Consider the following 18304-nt stretch of genomic DNA (forward strand, 5'->3'; position numbering starts at 1 on the left):
TCTAAGCCGCGTCAACCGACTCGACGTGGATAGATTCTCGGCTCAAGCCCGAGAATGACGAAACCGAATATTTAGCTTTCACAAAAACGGCGGCTCCTGTGGGCCGCCGTTTTTGTTTGTCCAGTTGAAAAATGTTTCACGTGAATCTTTCCTGTGGATACGGATTCACGTGAAACAATTCCTGACGACGGCGAGGGCGTCATGCCTCGCCGGTGAATTTTCCCTCGAAGGCGATCTCGGAGACCGGCTTGCGCTTGCTCGGGAATTCCCGCTCGGCAAGATCGTCGGGCAGGGTGCTCCGGTCGGCGATCCGGCCGATCGCCGCCGCCGCTTCCGGCCGGTATCCCTCCGGAAGAGCGAGCACCTCGACCGCCTTTTCCTTGTCGAACCCTTCCATGCCATGGGCGTGGTAACCGAGCTTCATCGCTTGGCAGATGACGGAAAACCAGGCCGCGCCCGTATCGTAGGAATGGGTATAGGCGGTGCGCCGCTCTCCGTCATGGCTGATGCGGTAGGTCTTCGAAACGACGATCATCAATGCGGCGGCATTCCGGGCCCAGCGCTGGTTGCCGGGGACAAGAATATCGAGCAGCACGTCGAACGAGGGCGTACCGCGCAGGCCGTAGACGAAGCGCCAGGGCTGGTTGTTGCCGGAAGACGGCGCCCAGTGGGCCGCGTCCAGAATAGTCAGCATTGTCTCCCGGCTCACCGTCTCGTCGGTAAAGGCCCGCGGCGACCACCGGTCGAGAAAGAACGTGTCGATCGGAAATTCCGAATCGCGGGTGTTGCTGCTGGTCATGGCGTCCTCGTGAAAATGATTTATGTGCGGGGCTGGAGGCGAAGAATAGGGGTCATCCGCCGCTTGGCAACAGATTTCCGGTTGCCGTACCGGTGGCGTGGAAATGAGGGGTGACAAGCCCCGGCGCATGTTTCATAAACCTTCGCAAATCGAAGTGGAGGGACATCCTTTGAAACTGATGCGTGTTGGCGAGCTGGGCCATGAAAAGCCGGCAATTCTCGATGGCAATGGCAGGATCCGCGACCTCTCCGGCCATGTGGCCGATATCGGCGGCGCCGCCATCTCGCCGGAGGGCTTGAAGAAGATCGCCGCTCTCGATTTCGAAAGCCTGCCGGAACTGCAGCCGGGCCGCATCGGCGCCTGCGTCGCGGGCACCGGCAAGTTCATCTGCATCGGCCTCAACTATTCCGATCACGCCGCCGAGACCGGCGCCACGGTTCCGCCGGAACCGATCATCTTCATGAAAGCGACCTCGGCGATCGTCGGCCCGAACGACGATGTCGTCATTCCCCGCGGTTCGGTGAAGACCGACTGGGAAGTCGAACTCGGCGTCATTATCGGCAAGACGGCCAAATATGTCTCCGAAGCGGACGCGCTGGACTATGTCGCCGGCTACTGCCTGACCAACGACGTTTCCGAACGCGCCTTTCAGTCCGAACGCTCCGGCCAGTGGACCAAGGGCAAGTCCTGCGACACGTTCGGCCCGATCGGCCCCTGGCTCGTCACCCGGGACGAGATCGCCGACCCGCAGAACCTCGGCATGTGGCTCACCGTCAATGGCGAGAAGATGCAGAACGGTTCGACCAGAACGATGGTATACGGCGTCCGTTATCTCGTCTCTTATTTGAGCCAGTTCATGTCGCTGCATCCGGGCGACGTCATCTCCACCGGCACGCCGCCCGGCGTCGGCCTCGGCATGAAGCCGCAGCGCTTCCTGAAAGCCGGCGATGTCGTCGAGCTCGGCATCGAGGGTCTCGGCACCCAAAAACAGACCTTCGTTGCCGATATCTGAAAATTCAAATGCGCGCTGTTTGTGCGGCGGTTTGCGCAATGCGGATAACCTATAAGTGATGATGGACCTGTGTTTGGCCGGAACACGGGTCCTTAACCACTCTTGGAAGACGGAACTTTAAGGCTTACATGCCATTGTAAGGTTACCAGATGATCTCGGTATCCACCCGTCCCTGCCCAGGCAAATCCAGCCGGTATCCCCACCATGTTGCACCGCAATAAAAAAGTGCTAGCCTATCCCCATCCTGCTCCTGAACCGGTCGGTTCGATGTCCTTCTCGGACACGCTGTCGGAAATGACGAAAGGTAGCACTTCGATGTTCTATCAGCTTTACGAGATGAATCACGCGGCCGTGGCGCCGCTGCGCGCGGCTGCGGATGCCATGCGCTTCTTTTACAGGAACCCTCTGAACCCGCTCTCCTACACGGAATTCGGCCGCACCGTTTCGGCCGGCCTCGAGCTTTTCGAACGCGTCACCCGCCGTTACGGCAAGCCGGAATTCGGCCTTCCGGTGACGACCGTCGATGGTCGGACCGTGGACGTGACGGAGGAGATCGTCTGGGCCAAGCCCTTCTGCAACCTCCTGCATTTCCGCCGCGACCTGCCGGCCGGCAGGGCGCCGGACCAACGGATTCTGATCGTCGCGCCGATGTCCGGCCATTATGCGACGCTGCTGCGCGGCACGGTGGAAGCGCTGCTGCCGCATGCGGAAGTCTACATCACCGATTGGATCGATGCCCGCATGGTACCGCTTACCGAGGGCCGCTTCGATCTCGACGACTATATCGACTACGTCATCGACATGCTGCATGCGGTCGGTCCCGGCGCGCATGTCGTCGGTGTTTGCCAGCCTTCGGTGCCGGTGCTCGCCGCCGTTGCGGTGATGGAATCCCAGCGCGATTCGATGCTGCCTGCCTCGATGACCCTGATGGGCGGCCCGATCGATACCCGCATCAACCCGACCGCGGTCAACAAGCTTGCCGAAGAACATTCGATCGAATGGTTCCGCGATAACGTCATCATGAACGTGCCGTGGCCGCATGCCGGTTTCATGCGCCGGGTCTATCCGGGTTTCCTGCAATTGTCCGGCTTCATGTCGATGAACCTCGACCGCCATGTGAGCGCCCACAAGGAGTTCTTCGAACATCTCGTCAAGAACGATGGCGAGTCCGCCGAGAAGCACCGCGATTTCTACGACGAATATCTTGCGGTCATGGACTTGACGGAGGAGTTCTATCTCCAGACGGTCGAGACCGTCTTCATCCGGCATTCGCTGCCCAAGGGTGAGATGATGCACCGGACGGTGCGGGTCGATACTAAGGCGATCCGCAACGTCGCGCTCCTGACGATCGAAGGCGAGAACGACGACATTTCCGGCCTCGGCCAGACAAAGGCGGCGCAGACTATTTGCTCCAACATCCCGGACGAGATGCGCCTGCATTACATGCAGCCGGATGTCGGCCATTACGGCGTCTTCAACGGCTCCCGCTTCCGCCGTGAGATCGCCCCGCGCATCGTCGACTTCACCCGGCAACATGCCAGGACTGTGACGAAGAAGACCCCGGTCAAGCGCGTCATCAAGGGTGGCAAGGCGGATTGAGCTCCCCCCGATTGAGGTAGGCGGGTGTCGCCCCCTCACCCGGCCTCCACTACGTTCGGCCACCCTCTCCCCGAGGGGAGAGGAGAATCTGAGACGTCGCGGCAACTTTCCTTCTCCCCAGCGGGGAGAAGGTGGCCCGAAGGGTCGGATGAGGGGGCCACACCCTCCGCCCTATCCCGATTTCCCCCAAGCATTTCAGCATCTTCTTGAATTTAATAATCCATCTTCTTGAAGGCGCATCGGGCACTCACCAAATCGAAATCAGACGGGCTGGCAGTTGGCCACCCGCTGAAACCAACAGGGTGTGACCTATGAACCAGTCAGCATTGATTCGTCCGGAATGGACGCCGGCCACCATCGCCCTCATGGTGCTCGGTTTCGTGGTCTTCTGGCCTCTGGGCCTGGCCATGCTTGCCTATATCATCTTCGGTGACAGGCTTCGCGGCTTCAAGCGCGATGCCAATAACCGGGCGGACCGCTGGTTTGCCGGCTGCCGCCGCGCGACCTCGCGTTACAATACGCATTTCACCAGCGGCAACGTCGCCTTCGACGATTGGCGCAAGGCCGAGCTCGACCGTCTCGAAGAAGAGCGCCGCAAGCTCGACGAGATGCGCGAAGAGTTCGACAGCTACATGCGCGAGCTTCGCCGCGCCAAGGACCAGGAAGAATTCGACCGTTTCATGCGTGACCGCAGGAACAACCGTCCTGCCGGCGACAATCCGGTCGTGGACCTCTGACTGGTCTCGTCTGGATTCACGTGAAACAATCGTGCGGCGCAAAGTGTCTGCGGTTTTGCGGCAACGCCATGCGAAAATGGAAATCGAACGTGCAGTGTTTATGGCCGGCGTCCTGAGACGCCGGCTTTTTTATATTCGGGAATCGGCTAAAACAGGATCATGTTCGCGCTTCTCAAAAAACCTGTCCGTGCGAAATCGAAACCGCTCGAAACGGTGAAGCGCACCCTTCACGTCGGCACGCGCTCGATGCCGCTGACCATCAGGGAAAACCGCCGCGCCACCCGCATCACGCTGCGCATCGAGCCGGGCGGCCGGGCGCTGGCGCTGACGGTGCCGGCCGGCCTGCGCAAACACGAGATCGACGATTTTCTCGACCGACACCAGGGCTGGCTCCTGACCAAGCTCGCCAAGTTCTCGGCCGAAAACCCCGTCCGCTCCGGCGGCCGCATTCCCTTCCGGGGCGTCCCGCACCGTATCGAGCACACAGGCACCTTGCGCGGCGTCACCGAAGCGACCGTGGTCGATGGCGAGCCGGTGCTGAAGGTCAGCGGCCTGGAGGACCATATGGGCCGCCGGCTTTCCGCATTTTTCAAGAAGGAGGCGCGCAAAGACCTGGAAGTGCTGGTGGCGCGCCACGCCGCCGCCATCCGCAAGCCGGTGAAATCGGTTTCGATGAAGGACACCCGCAGCCGCTGGGGCTCCTGTTCCTGGGATGCAAACCTCAGCTTCTCCTGGCGCATCGTCATGGCTCCGCCGCTGGTCATCGATTACCTCGCGGCTCACGAGGTGGCGCATCTGAAGGAGATGAATCACGGCCCGAAATTCTGGGCGCTCTGCCGGGAGCTCTGCCCGAGGATGGAAGAGGCGCGAAAGTGGCTGAAGCAGCACGGGTCGCAATTGCACGCGATCGATTTTGATTGAGGACTGGTCGGCGAAGCCGACGAAACGATCCGGCGAAATCATTTCGAAGGATGAACGCCCGAGCGTAAGCGAAGGGCTGAAGCGGTCGAGCCCGGAACTATCCCCTCACGTGCAATTTCCAACACTTAGCCCGTGGTTCAATATTGAAATTGCTTTCTCTCCCTCAAGGGAGAGATAACGGTGCCGCACCGCTGCAATTCTCTCAAGCGTGGAAGCCGGTGCGACAAAAATTTGTGGCCCCTCGACCTCTCTCCTGTGGGAGAGGTTGCAAAATCAAGACCTTAGCGTCAGCGAAGGCTTGGATTTTGTTGGTGAGGGGATCCCTCCGCCCCGAAACTTTTCCCCGCCCTCCGAAGCCGTGCCATCATCTCCTCGTCCTGCTTCGGCTGCACCGGTCCGCATAACCGGCGAGGCGGGACCGGTGATCCGGCGGACTGTCCTTATGCAAACGGGCTGCCGGGGGCTGCGCAGAAAATGGTCTCCCTCCCGCCTCAAGGCGGGGCGTGCGTGTGTCGCACACAACCCGGTATGGCATCCGTGCTCATCTCCACGGAGTTAAATTCCATACCGCCGCAGAGGGACCGGAGTTGCGCGGATAAACACACCGAACGGGGCACGTCGCGTGTCACTGTTAAAATTTCATTCGAGGCACACGACGTGTCCCGGCCGAAACGGAAAACCGCCCGCAGCACCAAGGGAGGACTCCGTCTGCCGCTGGCCTAGCATTAGTTTTTGGCCGAGTTCGATCCGAATAGCAGGATTTGCCTCGACTCCGGCAAGATTTCATGTCACTCCCGCACCTCATGAGACCTGATATCAAGATCTGTGGGTTGAAGACCTCCGAGGCCGTCGATCGCGCCGTCGCACGGGGCGCCACGCATATCGGTTTTATCTTCTTCCCCAAAAGCCCGCGCAATATCGCGCCCGATCTGGCCGGCGAGCTGGCGGATCGCGTCCGCGGCCGGGTGAAGATCGTCGCCGTCACGGTGAATGCCGATGACGAGGAACTGGACGACATCGTCTCGCTGCTCCGTCCGGATATCCTGCAGCTGCACGGGAATGAAAGCCCGGAACGCATCCTGCATGTGAAGGCGCTTTACGGCCTGCCGGTCATGAAGGTTTTTTCGGTGAGGGAAGCCGGCGATCTCGACCGGATCGATTCCTATATCGGCGTCGCCGACCGTTTCCTGTTCGATGCCAAGGCCCCGGCGGGTTCCGAACTTCCCGGCGGCAACGGCGTTTCCTTCGATTGGAGCCTCATGGCTTCGCTTGACGAAAGCGTGGATTACATGCTTTCCGGAGGATTGAACAAGGATAATGTCGCTGCCGCGCTCGCATCCACGCGGGCAACCGGTGTCGATATGTCGTCCGGGGTGGAAAGCGCCCCGGGCGTCAAGGACCTTGGCATGATCGATGCGGTTTTCGATGCCATCGCGGTAGCGCGGAAGAAGATCGCCTGAGGAGTTTTAAGTGAACCAGACGCCAAAACCCAATTCGTTCCGTTCCGGCCCCGATGAGGATGGTCGTTTCGGCATTTTCGGCGGGCGCTTCGTCGCCGAAACGCTGATGCCGCTGATCCTCGATCTGCAGGGAGAATGGGAAAAGGCGAAGAACGACCCGACGTTCCAGCAGGAACTCGCAGAACTCGGCGCCCATTACATCGGCCGCCCGAGCCCGCTTTATTTCGCCGAGCGCCTGACCGAGCATCTCGGCGGCGCCAGGATCTACTTCAAGCGCGAAGAGCTGAACCACACCGGTTCGCACAAGATCAACAACTGCATCGGCCAGATCCTGCTCGCCAAGCGCATGGGCAAGACCCGCATCATCGCGGAAACCGGCGCCGGCCAGCATGGCGTGGCGTCCGCCACCGTCGCGGCCCGTTTCGGTTTCCCCTGCGTCGTCTACATGGGCGCCACCGACGTCGAGCGCCAGGCGCCGAACGTCTTCCGCATGAAGCTCCTCGGCGCCGAGGTGAAACCGGTCACCGCCGGCAACGGCACGCTGAAGGACGCGATGAACGAAGCTCTTCGGGATTGGGTGACCAATGTCGAGAACACCTACTACCTGATCGGCACCGCCGCCGGCCCGCATCCCTATCCGGAGCTCGTCCGCGACTTCCAGTCGGTGATCGGCAAGGAAGCCCGCGAGCAGATCTTGGAAGCCGAAGGCAGGTTGCCGGATATGGTCGTCGCCGCCGTCGGCGGCGGTTCGAACGCGATCGGCATCTTTCATCCGTTCCTGGATGACGAGGGCGTGCAGATCGTCGGCGTCGAAGCCGGCGGCCGCGGCCTGCAGGGCGTCGAGCACTGCGCCTCGATCACCGCGGGCAGCCCGGGCGTCCTGCACGGCAACCGCACCTACCTGCTGCAGGATCACGACGGCCAGATTCTCGAAGGTCACTCCGTCTCCGCCGGCCTCGACTATCCGGGTATCGGTCCGGAACACAGCTGGCTGCACGATATCGGCCGCGCCGAATACGTGCCGATCATGGACCAGGAAGCGCTCGACGCCTTCCAGGTGCTGACCCGCCTCGAAGGTATCATCCCGGCGCTGGAGCCCAGCCACGCGCTTGCCGAAGTGATCAAGCGTGCGCCCAAGATGCGCAAGGACCAGATCATTCTGATGAACCTCTCCGGTCGCGGCGACAAGGACATCTTCACCGTCGCCAAGATCCTCGGAATGGATATGTGACATGACCGTTCGTATGGACAACCGTTTCGCGGCCCTCAAGGCTGAAGGCCGCCCCGCCCTGGTCACCTATTTCATGGGGGGCGATCCGGATTTCGACACGTCGCTCGGCATCATGAAGGCGCTGCCCGGCGCCGGCGCCGACATCATCGAGCTCGGCATGCCTTTCTCCGACCCGATGGCCGACGGTCCGGTGATCCAGATGGCCGGCCAGCGTGCCTTGAAGGCGGGCCAGACGCTCGCCAGGACGCTCGATCTCGCCCGCGAATTCCGCAAGGGCGACAATGAGACGCCGGTCGTCATGATGGGTTACTACAATCCGATCTACGTCTACGGCGTCGAGAAATTCCTGGACGATGCGCTTGCCGCCGGCATCGACGGCCTGATCATCGTCGATCTGCCGCCGGAGATGGACGACGAGCTCTGCATCCCGGCGCTGAAAAAGGGTATCAATTTCATCCGCCTCGCCACGCCGACAACCGACGACAAGCGCCTGCCGGCGGTTCTCAAGAACACGTCCGGTTTCGTCTATTACGTCTCGATGACCGGCATCACCGGCTCGGCCCTGCCGGATCCGTCGCTGGTTTCCGGTGCCGTCAACCGCATCAAGGGCCACACCGGCCTGCCGGTCTGCGTCGGTTTCGGCGTCAAGACGGCCGATCATGCCAAGGCGATCGGTGCTGCCGCGGACGGCGTCGTCGTCGGCACCGCGATCGTGGCGCAGATCGCCGGCAGCCTGACCAAGGATGGCGCGGCCGGCCCGGATACGGTTGCTTCGGTCGCGACGCTGGTGAAGGGCCTGGCCACCGGCGTGCGCGCCGCCCGCCTTGTTGCCGCCGAATAGTTTCCCCACATTAGGCCTGATTCCAACGGGAGTGCCCCAAGTGAACTGGATCACCAATTACGTCCGGCCGCGCATCAATTCCATGCTGGGCCGCCGCGAAGTGCCGGAAAACCTCTGGATCAAGTGCCCGGAAACCGGTGAGATGGTCTTCCATAAGGACCTGGAAGAGAACAAGTGGGTCATTCCCGCCTCCGGCTTCCACATGAAGATGCCGGCCAAGGCGCGCCTGAAGGACCTCTTCGACGGCGGCGAATATGAAGCGCTGCCGCAGCCCAAGGTCGCCCAGGATCCGCTGAAGTTCCGCGATTCCAAGCGTTATGCCGACCGCCTGAAGGATAGCCGCGTGAAGACCGAGCAGGAGGACACGATCCTTGCCGGTCTCGGTCAGGTCCAGGGCCTCAAGCTCGTTGCGGTCGTCCATGAATTCAACTTCATCGGCGGGTCGCTGGGCATGGCCGCCGGCGAGGCGATCGTGAAGGCCTGCGAGCGGGCGCTTGCGGAAAAGTGCCCGCTGGTCATTTTCCCGGCTTCGGGCGGCGCCCGCATGCAGGAAGGCATCCTCTCGCTGATGCAGCTGCCGCGCACCACCGTCGCGGTCGACATGCTGAAGGAAGCGGGCCTGCCTTACGTCGTGGTTCTGACCAACCCGACGACCGGCGGGGTCACGGCTTCCTATGCGATGCTCGGTGATATCCATATCGCCGAACCGGGCGCCGAGATCGGCTTCGCAGGCAAGCGCGTCATCGAGCAGACGCTGCGTGAAAAGCTCCCCGAGGGTTTCCAGACCTCCGAATACCTGCTTGAGCACGGCATGGTCGATATGGTGGTGAAGCGCCACGATATTCCGTCGATGCTGGCGAAGATCCTGAAGATGTTGACGAAACAGCCTGTTCAGGAAGCTCTTCCGGCTCCGGTCGCGATAAGCGCGTGAGATGAACCGGGCCATCGGGGACGGAGCGGTGGGATGACGACGATGAACGAAACCGCGACGAGCGAGGCCGAACGCGAAATCGAGAAACTGATGGCCCTTCATCCCAAGGGCTTCGATCTTTCGCTTGAACGCATCACCAGGCTTCTCGATATCCTCGGCAATCCGCACAGGAAGCTGCCGCCCGTCATTCATGTCGCCGGAACGAACGGCAAAGGTTCTTTCACCGCTTTTTGCCGGGCGCTCCTGGAAGCGGGCGGTTACGCGACCCACGTCCACACGTCGCCGCATCTCGTCAACTGGCATGAGCGGTACCGCATCGGTGTCAGGGGAGGCCGCAGCCAGCCGGTCGACGATGCGTTGTTTGCCGATGCCTTGCGCCGCATTGCGGCCGCCAACAACGGCCAGATGATCACGGTCTTCGAAATCCTGACTGCCGCGACCTTCCTGCTGTTTTCCGAACAGCCGGCCGACGTGGTCGTTCTGGAGGTCGGACTGGGCGGCCGTTTCGATGCGACCAATGTCATTCCCGATCCGGCCGTCTCGGTCGTCATGCCGATCGCGCTCGACCATCAGGCCTATCTCGGTGACCGGGTGGAATTGATTGCGGCGGAAAAGGCCGGGATCATGAAACGCGGCCGGCCGGTCGTCATCGGCCACCAAGAATTCGAAGCCGCGCGCGAGGTGCTCGTATCCACTGCCGAACGGCTCGGCTGTCCCATGACGGTTTACGGCCAGGATTTTTCCGCCCATGAGGAATTCGGCCGGCTGATCTATCAGGACGAGTTCGGCCTCAACGATTTGCCGCTGCCGCGCCTGCCCGGCCGGCATCAATATGCCAATGCCGCGGCCGCCATCCGCGCCGTCAAGGCGGCCGGTTTTGCCGTCACCGAGGCGATGATGGAAAAGGCGATGGCGACGGTTGAGTGGCCGGCCCGCCTTCAGAAGCTCACCGAGGGTAAGCTTCTGGAATATGCGCCGGAAGGCGCCGAGATCTGGCTGGACGGCGGTCACAATCCGGCTGGCGGCGAAGTGATCGCCGAAGCCATGGCAGCCTTCGAGGAGCGCCAGTCCCGACCGCTTTACCTGATCACCGGCATGATCAACACCAAGGACCCGGTCGGTTATTTCCGCGCTTTCGCGGATATTGCCGAACATGTCTTCACCGTCCGCATCCGCGGCAGCGAATCGGGTTTCGATCCCGTGGCGCTCGCCCATTATGCGTTCGACGCCGGCCTGGTGGCGGAGCCCGCCGGCTCGGCGGCCGAAGCGTTGCAGGAAATCACCCGCCGCCAGCTTCCGGGCGGCGCGCCGCCGCGCATCCTGATCGGCGGATCGCTCTATTTCGCCGGCAACGTGCTCGCCGACAACGGCACCCCGCCGGCCTGAGTGTAATTCTATTTCGCCGTCATTCCTGTGCTTGTCGCAGGAATCCAACTAGCCCAAGTTTTGGGCTGAAAAGAATCTATCGCGCCGCAGACGCGAAGGCGCGTCGTCCTCGTGACGAGTGCAGGGATGACGCAAGAGTACAAATCCCGACAAACAAAAAGCCCGGCTGCAGGGGTCAGCCGGGCTTTTTGCACGAGGTCATTCGATCGCAATTATGCGGCGCTGGAAATCCAGGCGGAAAGGGCGGTCTTCGGAGCGGCGCCAACCTTGATGTCGGCGACTTCGCCGCCCTTGAACATGGCGAGCGTCGGAATGGAACGCACGCCGAACTGGGCAGCCAGCTCCGGATTTTCGTCGATGTTCAGCTTCACGACCTTCACCTTGCCGGCGAGTTCGTTGGAGATTTCCTCAAGGCTCGGACCGATCATTTTGCACGGACCGCACCATTCGGCCCAGAAATCCACGACCACCGGTTCGGCGGAGTTGAGGACTTCAGCCTGGAAATTGCTGGTATCGACTTTCACGGTAGCCATGGGGCTCTCCTTCTTACGTGCATCCGGCACGATTCTCTGTTGATGCAAATGTGAGCGTGCGCCGCACATATTTCAATGTCCGTCTTCTCACTTTGTTTTGAGTTCCGCAAGCGAGCGTGACAGGAGCTCCGGGGAGAGCGAAATCACCCCGCCGGACTCGGTATAGACGAGGAGGCAATCGACGCTCCTGCCCGGGTAAAGCGGGCCGAGGATCTCGCGATAGATGGCAAGCTGCGCCCGATGGGCAAGCGGAACGTCCTCGGGCGTTTTCGGCGGCGTGCGATTGGTTTTGTAATCGACGACGATCACCTGTGTTTCGGTGACGACCAGCCGGTCGATCCGCCCGGAGATCGCGTAATCCCTGCCTTCGAGCGTCAGCGTGCCCATGATCGAGACTTCCGCCTGGCCCCGTTCCGAAAAAACCGGCCGCAGCGCCGCATCGGAAAGCACCGAAAGCACGCAGGCGACCAGCTTTTCCCGCTCCGTTGCCGGCCAGAAACGGGCGGCACGATCCGCATAACGCCCCGCCGCCGCAGCGCGTTCGGCTTCCGGAAACTCGGTCAGCATCTGCAGCATGCGATGGACGAGCTTGCCCTTCTGCAGCGCCAGGCCGGCTTTCTCCTTTTCGGCGAACAGCGGCGAGGTGACGATCTGGTCGTCCGCCTCGTCCTCGATCATCGTCCCGGCGCCGGAAGGGCTGAGGGGCCGCGGCAGGATCTTTTGTGCCGGCAGCGGACGGGAGAGCGCGATCGGCAGCGGCCGCTTTTCCGAAACTGCCGCCTCTCTGTGTTCGACTTTGGGCGCCTTGCCGCCGGCTGCCGGAAGCCGCCATTTGAGGCCGCCCCATTCGCCGTCCCGGTCGGAGAATTGCGCAGGGCTGCAATGGTGTGCGTCGGCGGTGAGCGCCTTGGAGATCATCGATTGCCAGGTATCCGGATTGTCGATCTTGCCGCGATAGCCGCAGACGACCAGCCGGTCGGCGGCGCGCGTCATGCCCACGTAGAGCAGCCGGCGGTATTCTTCCTCCGTCGATGCCTTGATCCGGTCATCATCCGCTGCCGTCATGGCGTTGGAGAGCATTTTTCCGGGCACCCAGGCGGGCACGTCCTCATGGCCGACGCGCAGCAGCCGGAATTTCGGCACGTGCGAGGAAATGAAGGCCTTGGAGCCGCTGTCGACGAGGAAGACCACGGGCGCTTCCAGGCCTTTGGAGGCATGCACCGTCATGATGCGCACCTCGTTGCGGCCGCCGTCCTGTTCGCGTTTCACCTCGGGCGATTCGATCTCCAGCGTCGAGATGAAGGCCTGCAGGCCCGGCAGGCCGTTCGTCTCATGGTCGAGCGCGAAGGTCAGGAACTCGTCGAGAATGTCGCCCGCTTCGGTGCCCAGCCGGCCAAGGAATTTGCGCCGCCCTCCATACTGGCCGAGAATCCGGGCAAAGAGGTCATGCGGACTGAGCTGTCGCGACAGCGAAAGGAGATGCTGCAGCCGGTCGGTGGCGTCGCGGAACCGGAGCGGCTGTTCGTCGGCCAGGCGGTTGAGCTGGGCCCAGGCGCTGGCATGCTCCGATCGCAGTGCCGCGACCTCGAAAATATCTTCCTCGGAGAGATTGAAGAGCGGGCTTTTCAGGAGTGCCGCAAGCGAAAGATCGTCCTGCGGCAGAAGCAGGAAGCGGCCGAGCGCCAGGAGATCCTGCACGGCGATATGGCTCGTCAGCCGCAACCGGTCGGCACCGGCGACGGGAATGTTGTCGCGCCGTTTCAGCGCTCGGGTGAGCGCGTTGACGAAAGCGTCGCGCTTGCGGACCAGCACCAGAATGTCGCCCGCCTCGATCGGGCGCTCCATGCCCTTCTCGATGATCGTCTCTTTACCGATCATCTCCTCGATGCGGTTGGCAATGCGGCCGGCAAGGATGGCGGACGGCGCCTTGTCGGGCGTCGAATCGAACGGCGCCGTCCAGTCCTCTTCCTGTTCGGAGACTTCCGGCACCACGACATCCCAGAGATCGACGGCGCCGGGCTGGCCCATACGGTTCGAGCGGTGCTGCACCGGATCGCCGATCGCACTGAGGCCTTTCGCATTCTCTTCCAGCGAAAACACCTGGTCGACGGCGGCCAGCACGTCGGCGGTCGACCGGAAGGAAAGCGGCAGCCGAACGGGATGGAAAGCCTGGCCGCTTGCGCGTACCCGCCTTTCCGTCTCGCTGCGCTCCTCGGCAAAACGTTCCGGCCGCGCGCCCTGGAAGGAGTAGATCGACTGTTTTTCATCGCCCACGGCAAAGATCGTGCGGCGGGTCTCGCGGGCGCTGGCGCCGGAGTAAAAATCCTCGGCGAGAGATTTGATCACCGTCCACTGGATCGGGCTCGTATCCTGCGCCTCGTCGACGAGGATATGGTCGATGCCCTGGTCGAGCTTGTAATGCACCCAGGCGCCGACGCCGTCGCGGGTGAGCAGATCGGCGGTGCGGGCGATCAGGTCCTCGAAATCGAGCAGGCTGCGTTGTTTCTTGAGTTCCTCGTAATCGTCGTTCAGCCGCTCGGCGAGGGTCAGTGCTGCCTTGGTGGCCGAAAACATCCGTACGAGACGCAGCCGATCACGGCAGGCGACGACATGGGCGCGCGCCGCATCGACGGCGCCTGCCAGTTCCGGCGCCATCGTCACCATGGCCTTGGCGACAAGTGAGCTGTCGGCCTTCGGCTTGCCTTCGCGAGTGAGGAAGATCTGGTCGAGATGCTGGGCGCGCTTGAAGACATCCGGTTCCCTGCCGACGAGCCGAAGCCCGTATGCGACTTCCGTCACCTTCGAACCGCCCTTCTGGTCGGCAAGCGAAAGGTAAAGATCGAGTGTCAGCCCGGACAGGCCGGGAAGCGGCCAGTAGCCGGCTGCGATACTCTCTTCCGTATCGGCAGGTCCGAGACCCAGAATGCGCTTCAGCTCCACACCGATGCCGCCATGCCGCTCCGCGTGGGCGGTGAAGCGGCGGATGGCGGTGCGGTTGGCGATGATGTCGGACAGCAGGGTTTCAAGCCCGAATTCGTCGCCGAGATCGAGCACATGCGCGAAGGCCTCCGCAAGCTGGGCGTCGTCCTCCGCCGACGTGGCCGTCAGCAGCGAGCGTCGCGCTTCGGCAAGCAGGGCCGAGGCGGCACGGTCGTCCAGGACGGAAAAATGCCCGGCGACATTGGCTTCCAGCGGAAACTGGTGCAGCAGCGCCTCGCAGAAGGCATGGATCGTCTGGATCTTCAGTCCGCCCGGTGTTTCCAGCGCCTTGGCGAACAGCCGCCGCGCCTCCGCGAGCTTGAAACCGTCCGGCTCGGAACCTTCGATGTCCCTGATCTTCCGGCGCAGTTCGTCATCCGAAAGCACCGTCCATTCGGAAAGCCGCTGGAAAACGCGGTTCGACATTTCCGATGCGGCGGCCTTGGTATAGGTCAGGCAGAGGATCGAGGACGGGCGGCTGCCGGACAGCAGCAGCCGAATGACGCGCTGGGTCAACACATGCGTCTTGCCGGAGCCGGCATTGGCCGAGACCCAGGCCGAACTCACCGGATCGGAGGCAAGCGACTGCTGTACCGTCGTCCAGTCGATCCAGCGGGCCGGATCGTCGCCTTCGGGAAGATCGGAGGGGAAAAGCTCATTCATCGGTTTCGGCCTCCCCGTCCTCGTCGGCCGTCGACCATTCCGCCACCCGCGCCAGATGGTCGTATTCGCCGCCGAAATCGCTTTGCATCATCGGCACCAGGCGGGATGCGAAGCCGGCTTCGCCGCTCCGCAGCGTGAGGACGAAACGGGTCAGCTGATCGAGTGATTCCTGCGCCAGATCGAGCGCCGATTTGGGCTGGCGTTTGGCGGTGGCGCTCGCATTCTCGTTGTTGACCTTGTCTTCCCGGAACCGGTCGCCGGGGCGAAGCCGGATGTAGAGCAGGTTTTCCGGCGTGAGCGAGCCCGTATCCCGGAAGGCGCCGGCTTTAAGCGCCGCGGCTTCCAGCGCAAGCTGCGGATCGAGCAGCGCCCGGGCCTGCGAGGTCGAGGGGCTGAGGCCGGTCTTGTAGTCGACGAGATCGGCAAGTCCCGAGCCCTTGATATCGATCCGGTCGGCAATGCCGGTGACGCGGATGCCGGCACCCGGCACTTCCCAGCCGGCACCCACTTCGGTCATCGTCTTCTTGATATCGGGCGCCCGCTCCGCCTCCCAGTCGAGAAAAGCACGGGCGACCTCCATGAAACGCGGTCGCCAGACGCGGTCTATATGCGGCGGCAGCTGCTCGGCATCGAACAGGTTTTCGGCGATCCGCCGCATGACCTCGCGCGCGGCCGGCGTTCCGGGCTTGTGGCCTTCCCGTGTGTAACGGTCGATGATCGCGTGGTAGAGCGTGCCACGTTCCGAGGCCCCCGGATCGCGGTTGAACGGGTCGAGAGGGTCAAGTTTCAGGATACGCCGGGCATAGACGGAATAGGGATCACGCCGGAGGCGCCCCACCTCGCTGAAGGAATATTTCGTCGGCTGCCGATCGGCCGGCGGCTTGGGGGCGGGACGCCTGGCGCCGGGTTGGTTCTCGCCGGCATCGATCGCCGAGGCCCAGTCGCGATATCGCGCGCCGCGCGCCTTGAGGTCTTCGGCGAACCGTTTTCCGCCGAGCGCCAGCAGTCTTTGCAGCCAGCGCGAGGCGACCGTCGGCGTCGAACCCTGGCGCATCGAACGCGACAGGATGAGGTGCCGCGTGCCGCAGGCCATTTCGAAGTCGTGGGCCAGCTGGCCGATCCGCCGTTCCGGTGGTTCGAGGCCCATATCCGTCTTCATGGTGCGGGAGAGGAACGGGTTGTTGACGGTCTGGCCCGGCCAGGATCCCTCGTTCAGTCCGCCGAGGATCATCGTGTCGACGCTCTGCAGCCGTGCTTCCAGCGTGCCGAAGATGAAGACGCGCGGATGGCTGAGCGAACGAGGTTTCACCGCCTCGCCCGTCGTCAGCGCCATGACGATGTCGATCCATTGCGGACCGTCCGCCTCCATCTGCCCGTCGGTCTCGATGACGTCCGAAAGCAGGCCCGCCAGTCTTTCGCCGGCTTCTCCGGACCAGAGTACCGCAAGATCGCCGCGTTCGTCGATGCAGAGCGCTTCGAGGGCGCGGCCCGTGCGGTCGGCCCAGTCGGAAAGTGTGAATTTGGCGGTGAGCCCTCGCCCGTCCGGCCGCCGGCGGAGCAGGGCGGAAACAAGCGGCTCGACGGCTTTCGCCAGTCTGCCGGCAAGATCGCGGGCCTTGTCCGCAGCCCCTTCCGGAAGCGAGAGCCGCCAATGCGGCGTGTGCCGGTTTTCGAGCTGCCCGGCGAGCTGGGTTTCGAGCAGCGGCTCCAGTGCGGCGATATCCATCTCGCCGATGCCGCCGCGCAGGGCCAGAATTTCCAGCGCTTCGACGGCCGAACGCAGTTCTGCTGCCGGCAAACCAAGGCGCAACAGCGGGTGCTTGACGAGTGCCACGATCGCCACCGGATCGCCGGGCCGCAGCGAAGCTTCGAGGAGGAGTTGGGTCAGCGTGCCCTGCGGCGTGCCGGAAAGCGGCGAACCGGCCGAATCGTCGGCAAGCACGCCGAAGCGGGAAAGTTCGGCGGTGACCCGGCGGGCCAGCGCGCGGTCGGGGGTGATCAGGGCCGCGCGCACCTCGCCGCCATCCGCTGCCGGTTGTTCGAGGGCGAGCCGCAGAGCGATGGCGATCGCCACTGCCTCTTCGCGCTCGTTGGCGGCCTCGATCAGGCAGACATCCGAAAAAGCCTGATGAAGAAGGGTGGGATCGGCCGTTTCGCGCCATGTACTCCAGCGATCGGTCGCCTTGGCCGGTACGAGGGCTTGGGAGATCACGGCGGCGCGGAAAGCGAGGTCGTCCGGCACGTTTCCGAGAACCTGGACCTCTTCGCGCACCGTGCCGATTTTCCTGAGCAGCCGGGACAGGCCGAATTGCGGATGGCTGCGGCTGGCGGGTTCGATCCGGCCGTCGAGCGCCTCTTCCCCGATCATCGACCATTGGTCCGCCGGCATGGAGAGGTCGAGCCCGGGCAGGACGACCGTGCCGTTCGGCAGTTTCGAAATTGCGGCGATCAGATCGGCTGCTGCCGGCACCGAACCGGTGGAGCCCGCGACGATCACCGGCCCCCTGTGCTCTCTGGAGGAAATCCGCCGGGCCTCGCCATGCAGGACGGCCGCCTGGTGCCTGGCCGGCGAGGAGCGGCGCAGCTCGGCAAGCCGGGCCGGCCAGAAGGCACTGGCGATTGACAGGAATTCCGCGGTCAGCTGCCACCAGAGCGCATGTTCGCCGGTGTCGAGTTTCTTGAGATCGTCCCAGTCGCGCTCCTCGGTTTCGACCGCATCGATCAGTTCGGCGAGCGCCCGGGCGAGCCAGATCGCATCCGCCGGGCTGGCAGGTGCGACGAGCGGCGATTCCGAATGGATGTCGAGAACGATCTTCGGGAGCTGGTTGCGCCAGGCGAGGATCAGCCGGCCGAGTTCGAGGAGGCGGGCGGTGCCGCCGATCGGCAGGGCCAGATCCATTTCCTCCGGTGCCGCGAGGTCGAAATAGCCGCTGTCGTCGTCGGTCTCGCCGAGCGGGCGGATGACCGGCAGGATCGCCGAGCGGCCGCCGAGAAGGTCGACGAATTCCGAGCGCAACACGCGCGCGGCGCGCCGCGTCGGCACGAAGATCGTCACGTCGGCCAGCGACAAAGGGTCGGCGGGATCGTAACGAAACGTCTCGTCGAGCCGTCCGTTGCAAAGGCTTGCAGCGAGCGTTTTCAGGAACGGCGCGCCGGAGGGAATGGTGAAGACGCGCGGCTGGTGTCGTTGTCCGGCTGGGTCGGCCATAAGC

At 63.1% G+C, this 18304-nt stretch carries 13 protein-coding genes; 9 read left to right on the plus strand and 4 right to left on the minus strand.

Going from position 1 to position 18304, the window contains the following annotated elements; all coding sequences use genetic code 11:
- Window positions 1-199 precede the first annotated feature (199 nt).
- On the minus strand, window positions 200-799 hold the full coding sequence (locus DMO26_RS23660; protein ID WP_117194624.1) for a nitroreductase family protein: 600 nt from the start codon (window positions 797-799) through the stop codon (window positions 200-202).
- Between the two features lie 169 nt (window positions 800-968).
- On the opposite strand from DMO26_RS23660, the gene DMO26_RS23665 reads away from it, so the two are divergent.
- The 9 genes from DMO26_RS23665 (at window position 969) to DMO26_RS23710 (ending at window position 10917) form a co-directional block, all read left to right on the plus strand.
- Window positions 969-1811 carry a fumarylacetoacetate hydrolase family protein gene (locus DMO26_RS23665; protein ID WP_117194678.1) on the plus strand — a complete coding sequence of 281 codons (843 nt, stop codon included), beginning with the start codon at window positions 969-971 and terminating at the stop codon, window positions 1809-1811.
- Window positions 1812-2126: 315 nt separating this feature from the next.
- On the plus strand, window positions 2127-3410 hold the full coding sequence (locus DMO26_RS23670) for a polyhydroxyalkanoate depolymerase (protein WP_117194679.1): 1284 nt from the start codon (window positions 2127-2129) through the stop codon (window positions 3408-3410).
- A gap of 311 nt (window positions 3411-3721) precedes the next feature.
- Window positions 3722-4147 (plus strand): DUF2852 domain-containing protein, encoded by a 426-nt coding sequence (locus tag DMO26_RS23680; protein ID WP_117194625.1) that lies wholly within the window; start codon window positions 3722-3724, stop codon window positions 4145-4147.
- Between the two features lie 159 nt (window positions 4148-4306).
- On the plus strand, window positions 4307-5068 hold the full coding sequence (locus DMO26_RS23685) for a M48 family metallopeptidase (protein WP_117194626.1): 762 nt from the start codon (window positions 4307-4309) through the stop codon (window positions 5066-5068).
- An 803-nt stretch (window positions 5069-5871) separates the two neighbouring features.
- Window positions 5872-6528 (plus strand): phosphoribosylanthranilate isomerase, encoded by a 657-nt coding sequence (locus DMO26_RS23690; protein ID WP_117194627.1) that lies wholly within the window; start codon window positions 5872-5874, stop codon window positions 6526-6528.
- A gap of 10 nt (window positions 6529-6538) precedes the next feature.
- The gene (trpB, locus tag DMO26_RS23695; RefSeq protein ID WP_117194628.1) at window positions 6539-7759 is read left to right on the plus strand and encodes a tryptophan synthase subunit beta; all 1221 of its coding nucleotides are present in this window, start codon (window positions 6539-6541) and stop codon (window positions 7757-7759) included.
- A 1-nt stretch (window position 7760) separates the two neighbouring features.
- The gene (trpA, locus tag DMO26_RS23700) at window positions 7761-8600 is read left to right on the plus strand and encodes a tryptophan synthase subunit alpha (protein ID WP_117194629.1); all 840 of its coding nucleotides are present in this window, start codon (window positions 7761-7763) and stop codon (window positions 8598-8600) included.
- Window positions 8601-8640: 40 nt separating this feature from the next.
- Entirely contained in the window at window positions 8641-9531 is an 891-nt protein-coding gene (gene accD / locus DMO26_RS23705) for an acetyl-CoA carboxylase, carboxyltransferase subunit beta (protein ID WP_117194630.1), read from the plus strand.
- 33 nt (window positions 9532-9564) lie between these two features.
- Complete coding sequence (locus DMO26_RS23710; RefSeq protein ID WP_226951402.1) at window positions 9565-10917, plus strand: bifunctional folylpolyglutamate synthase/dihydrofolate synthase; 1353 nt, start codon at window positions 9565-9567, stop codon at window positions 10915-10917.
- A gap of 212 nt (window positions 10918-11129) precedes the next feature.
- On the opposite strand, the gene trxA is transcribed toward DMO26_RS23710, so the two are convergent.
- The 3 genes from trxA to addB all read right to left on the minus strand — a co-directional run bounded on the left by trxA (window position 11130) and on the right by addB (window position 18300).
- Entirely contained in the window at window positions 11130-11450 is a 321-nt protein-coding gene (trxA, locus tag DMO26_RS23715; RefSeq protein ID WP_117194631.1) for a thioredoxin, read from the minus strand.
- Window positions 11451-11537: 87 nt separating this feature from the next.
- Window positions 11538-15092 (minus strand): double-strand break repair helicase AddA, encoded by a 3555-nt coding sequence (gene addA / locus DMO26_RS23720; protein ID WP_117194632.1) that lies wholly within the window; start codon window positions 15090-15092, stop codon window positions 11538-11540.
- A complete protein-coding gene (gene addB / locus DMO26_RS23725) occupies window positions 15085-18300 on the minus strand; it encodes a double-strand break repair protein AddB (RefSeq protein ID WP_117194633.1) in 3216 nt (1071 codons plus the stop codon). The genes addA and addB overlap by 8 nt, the downstream gene beginning before the upstream one ends.
- Window positions 18301-18304: the final 4 nt, after the last annotated feature.

It is taken from the genome of Rhizobium terrae (assembly GCF_003425685.1).
In the GTDB taxonomy this organism is placed as follows: Bacteria; Pseudomonadota; Alphaproteobacteria; order Rhizobiales; family Rhizobiaceae; genus Neorhizobium; species Neorhizobium terrae.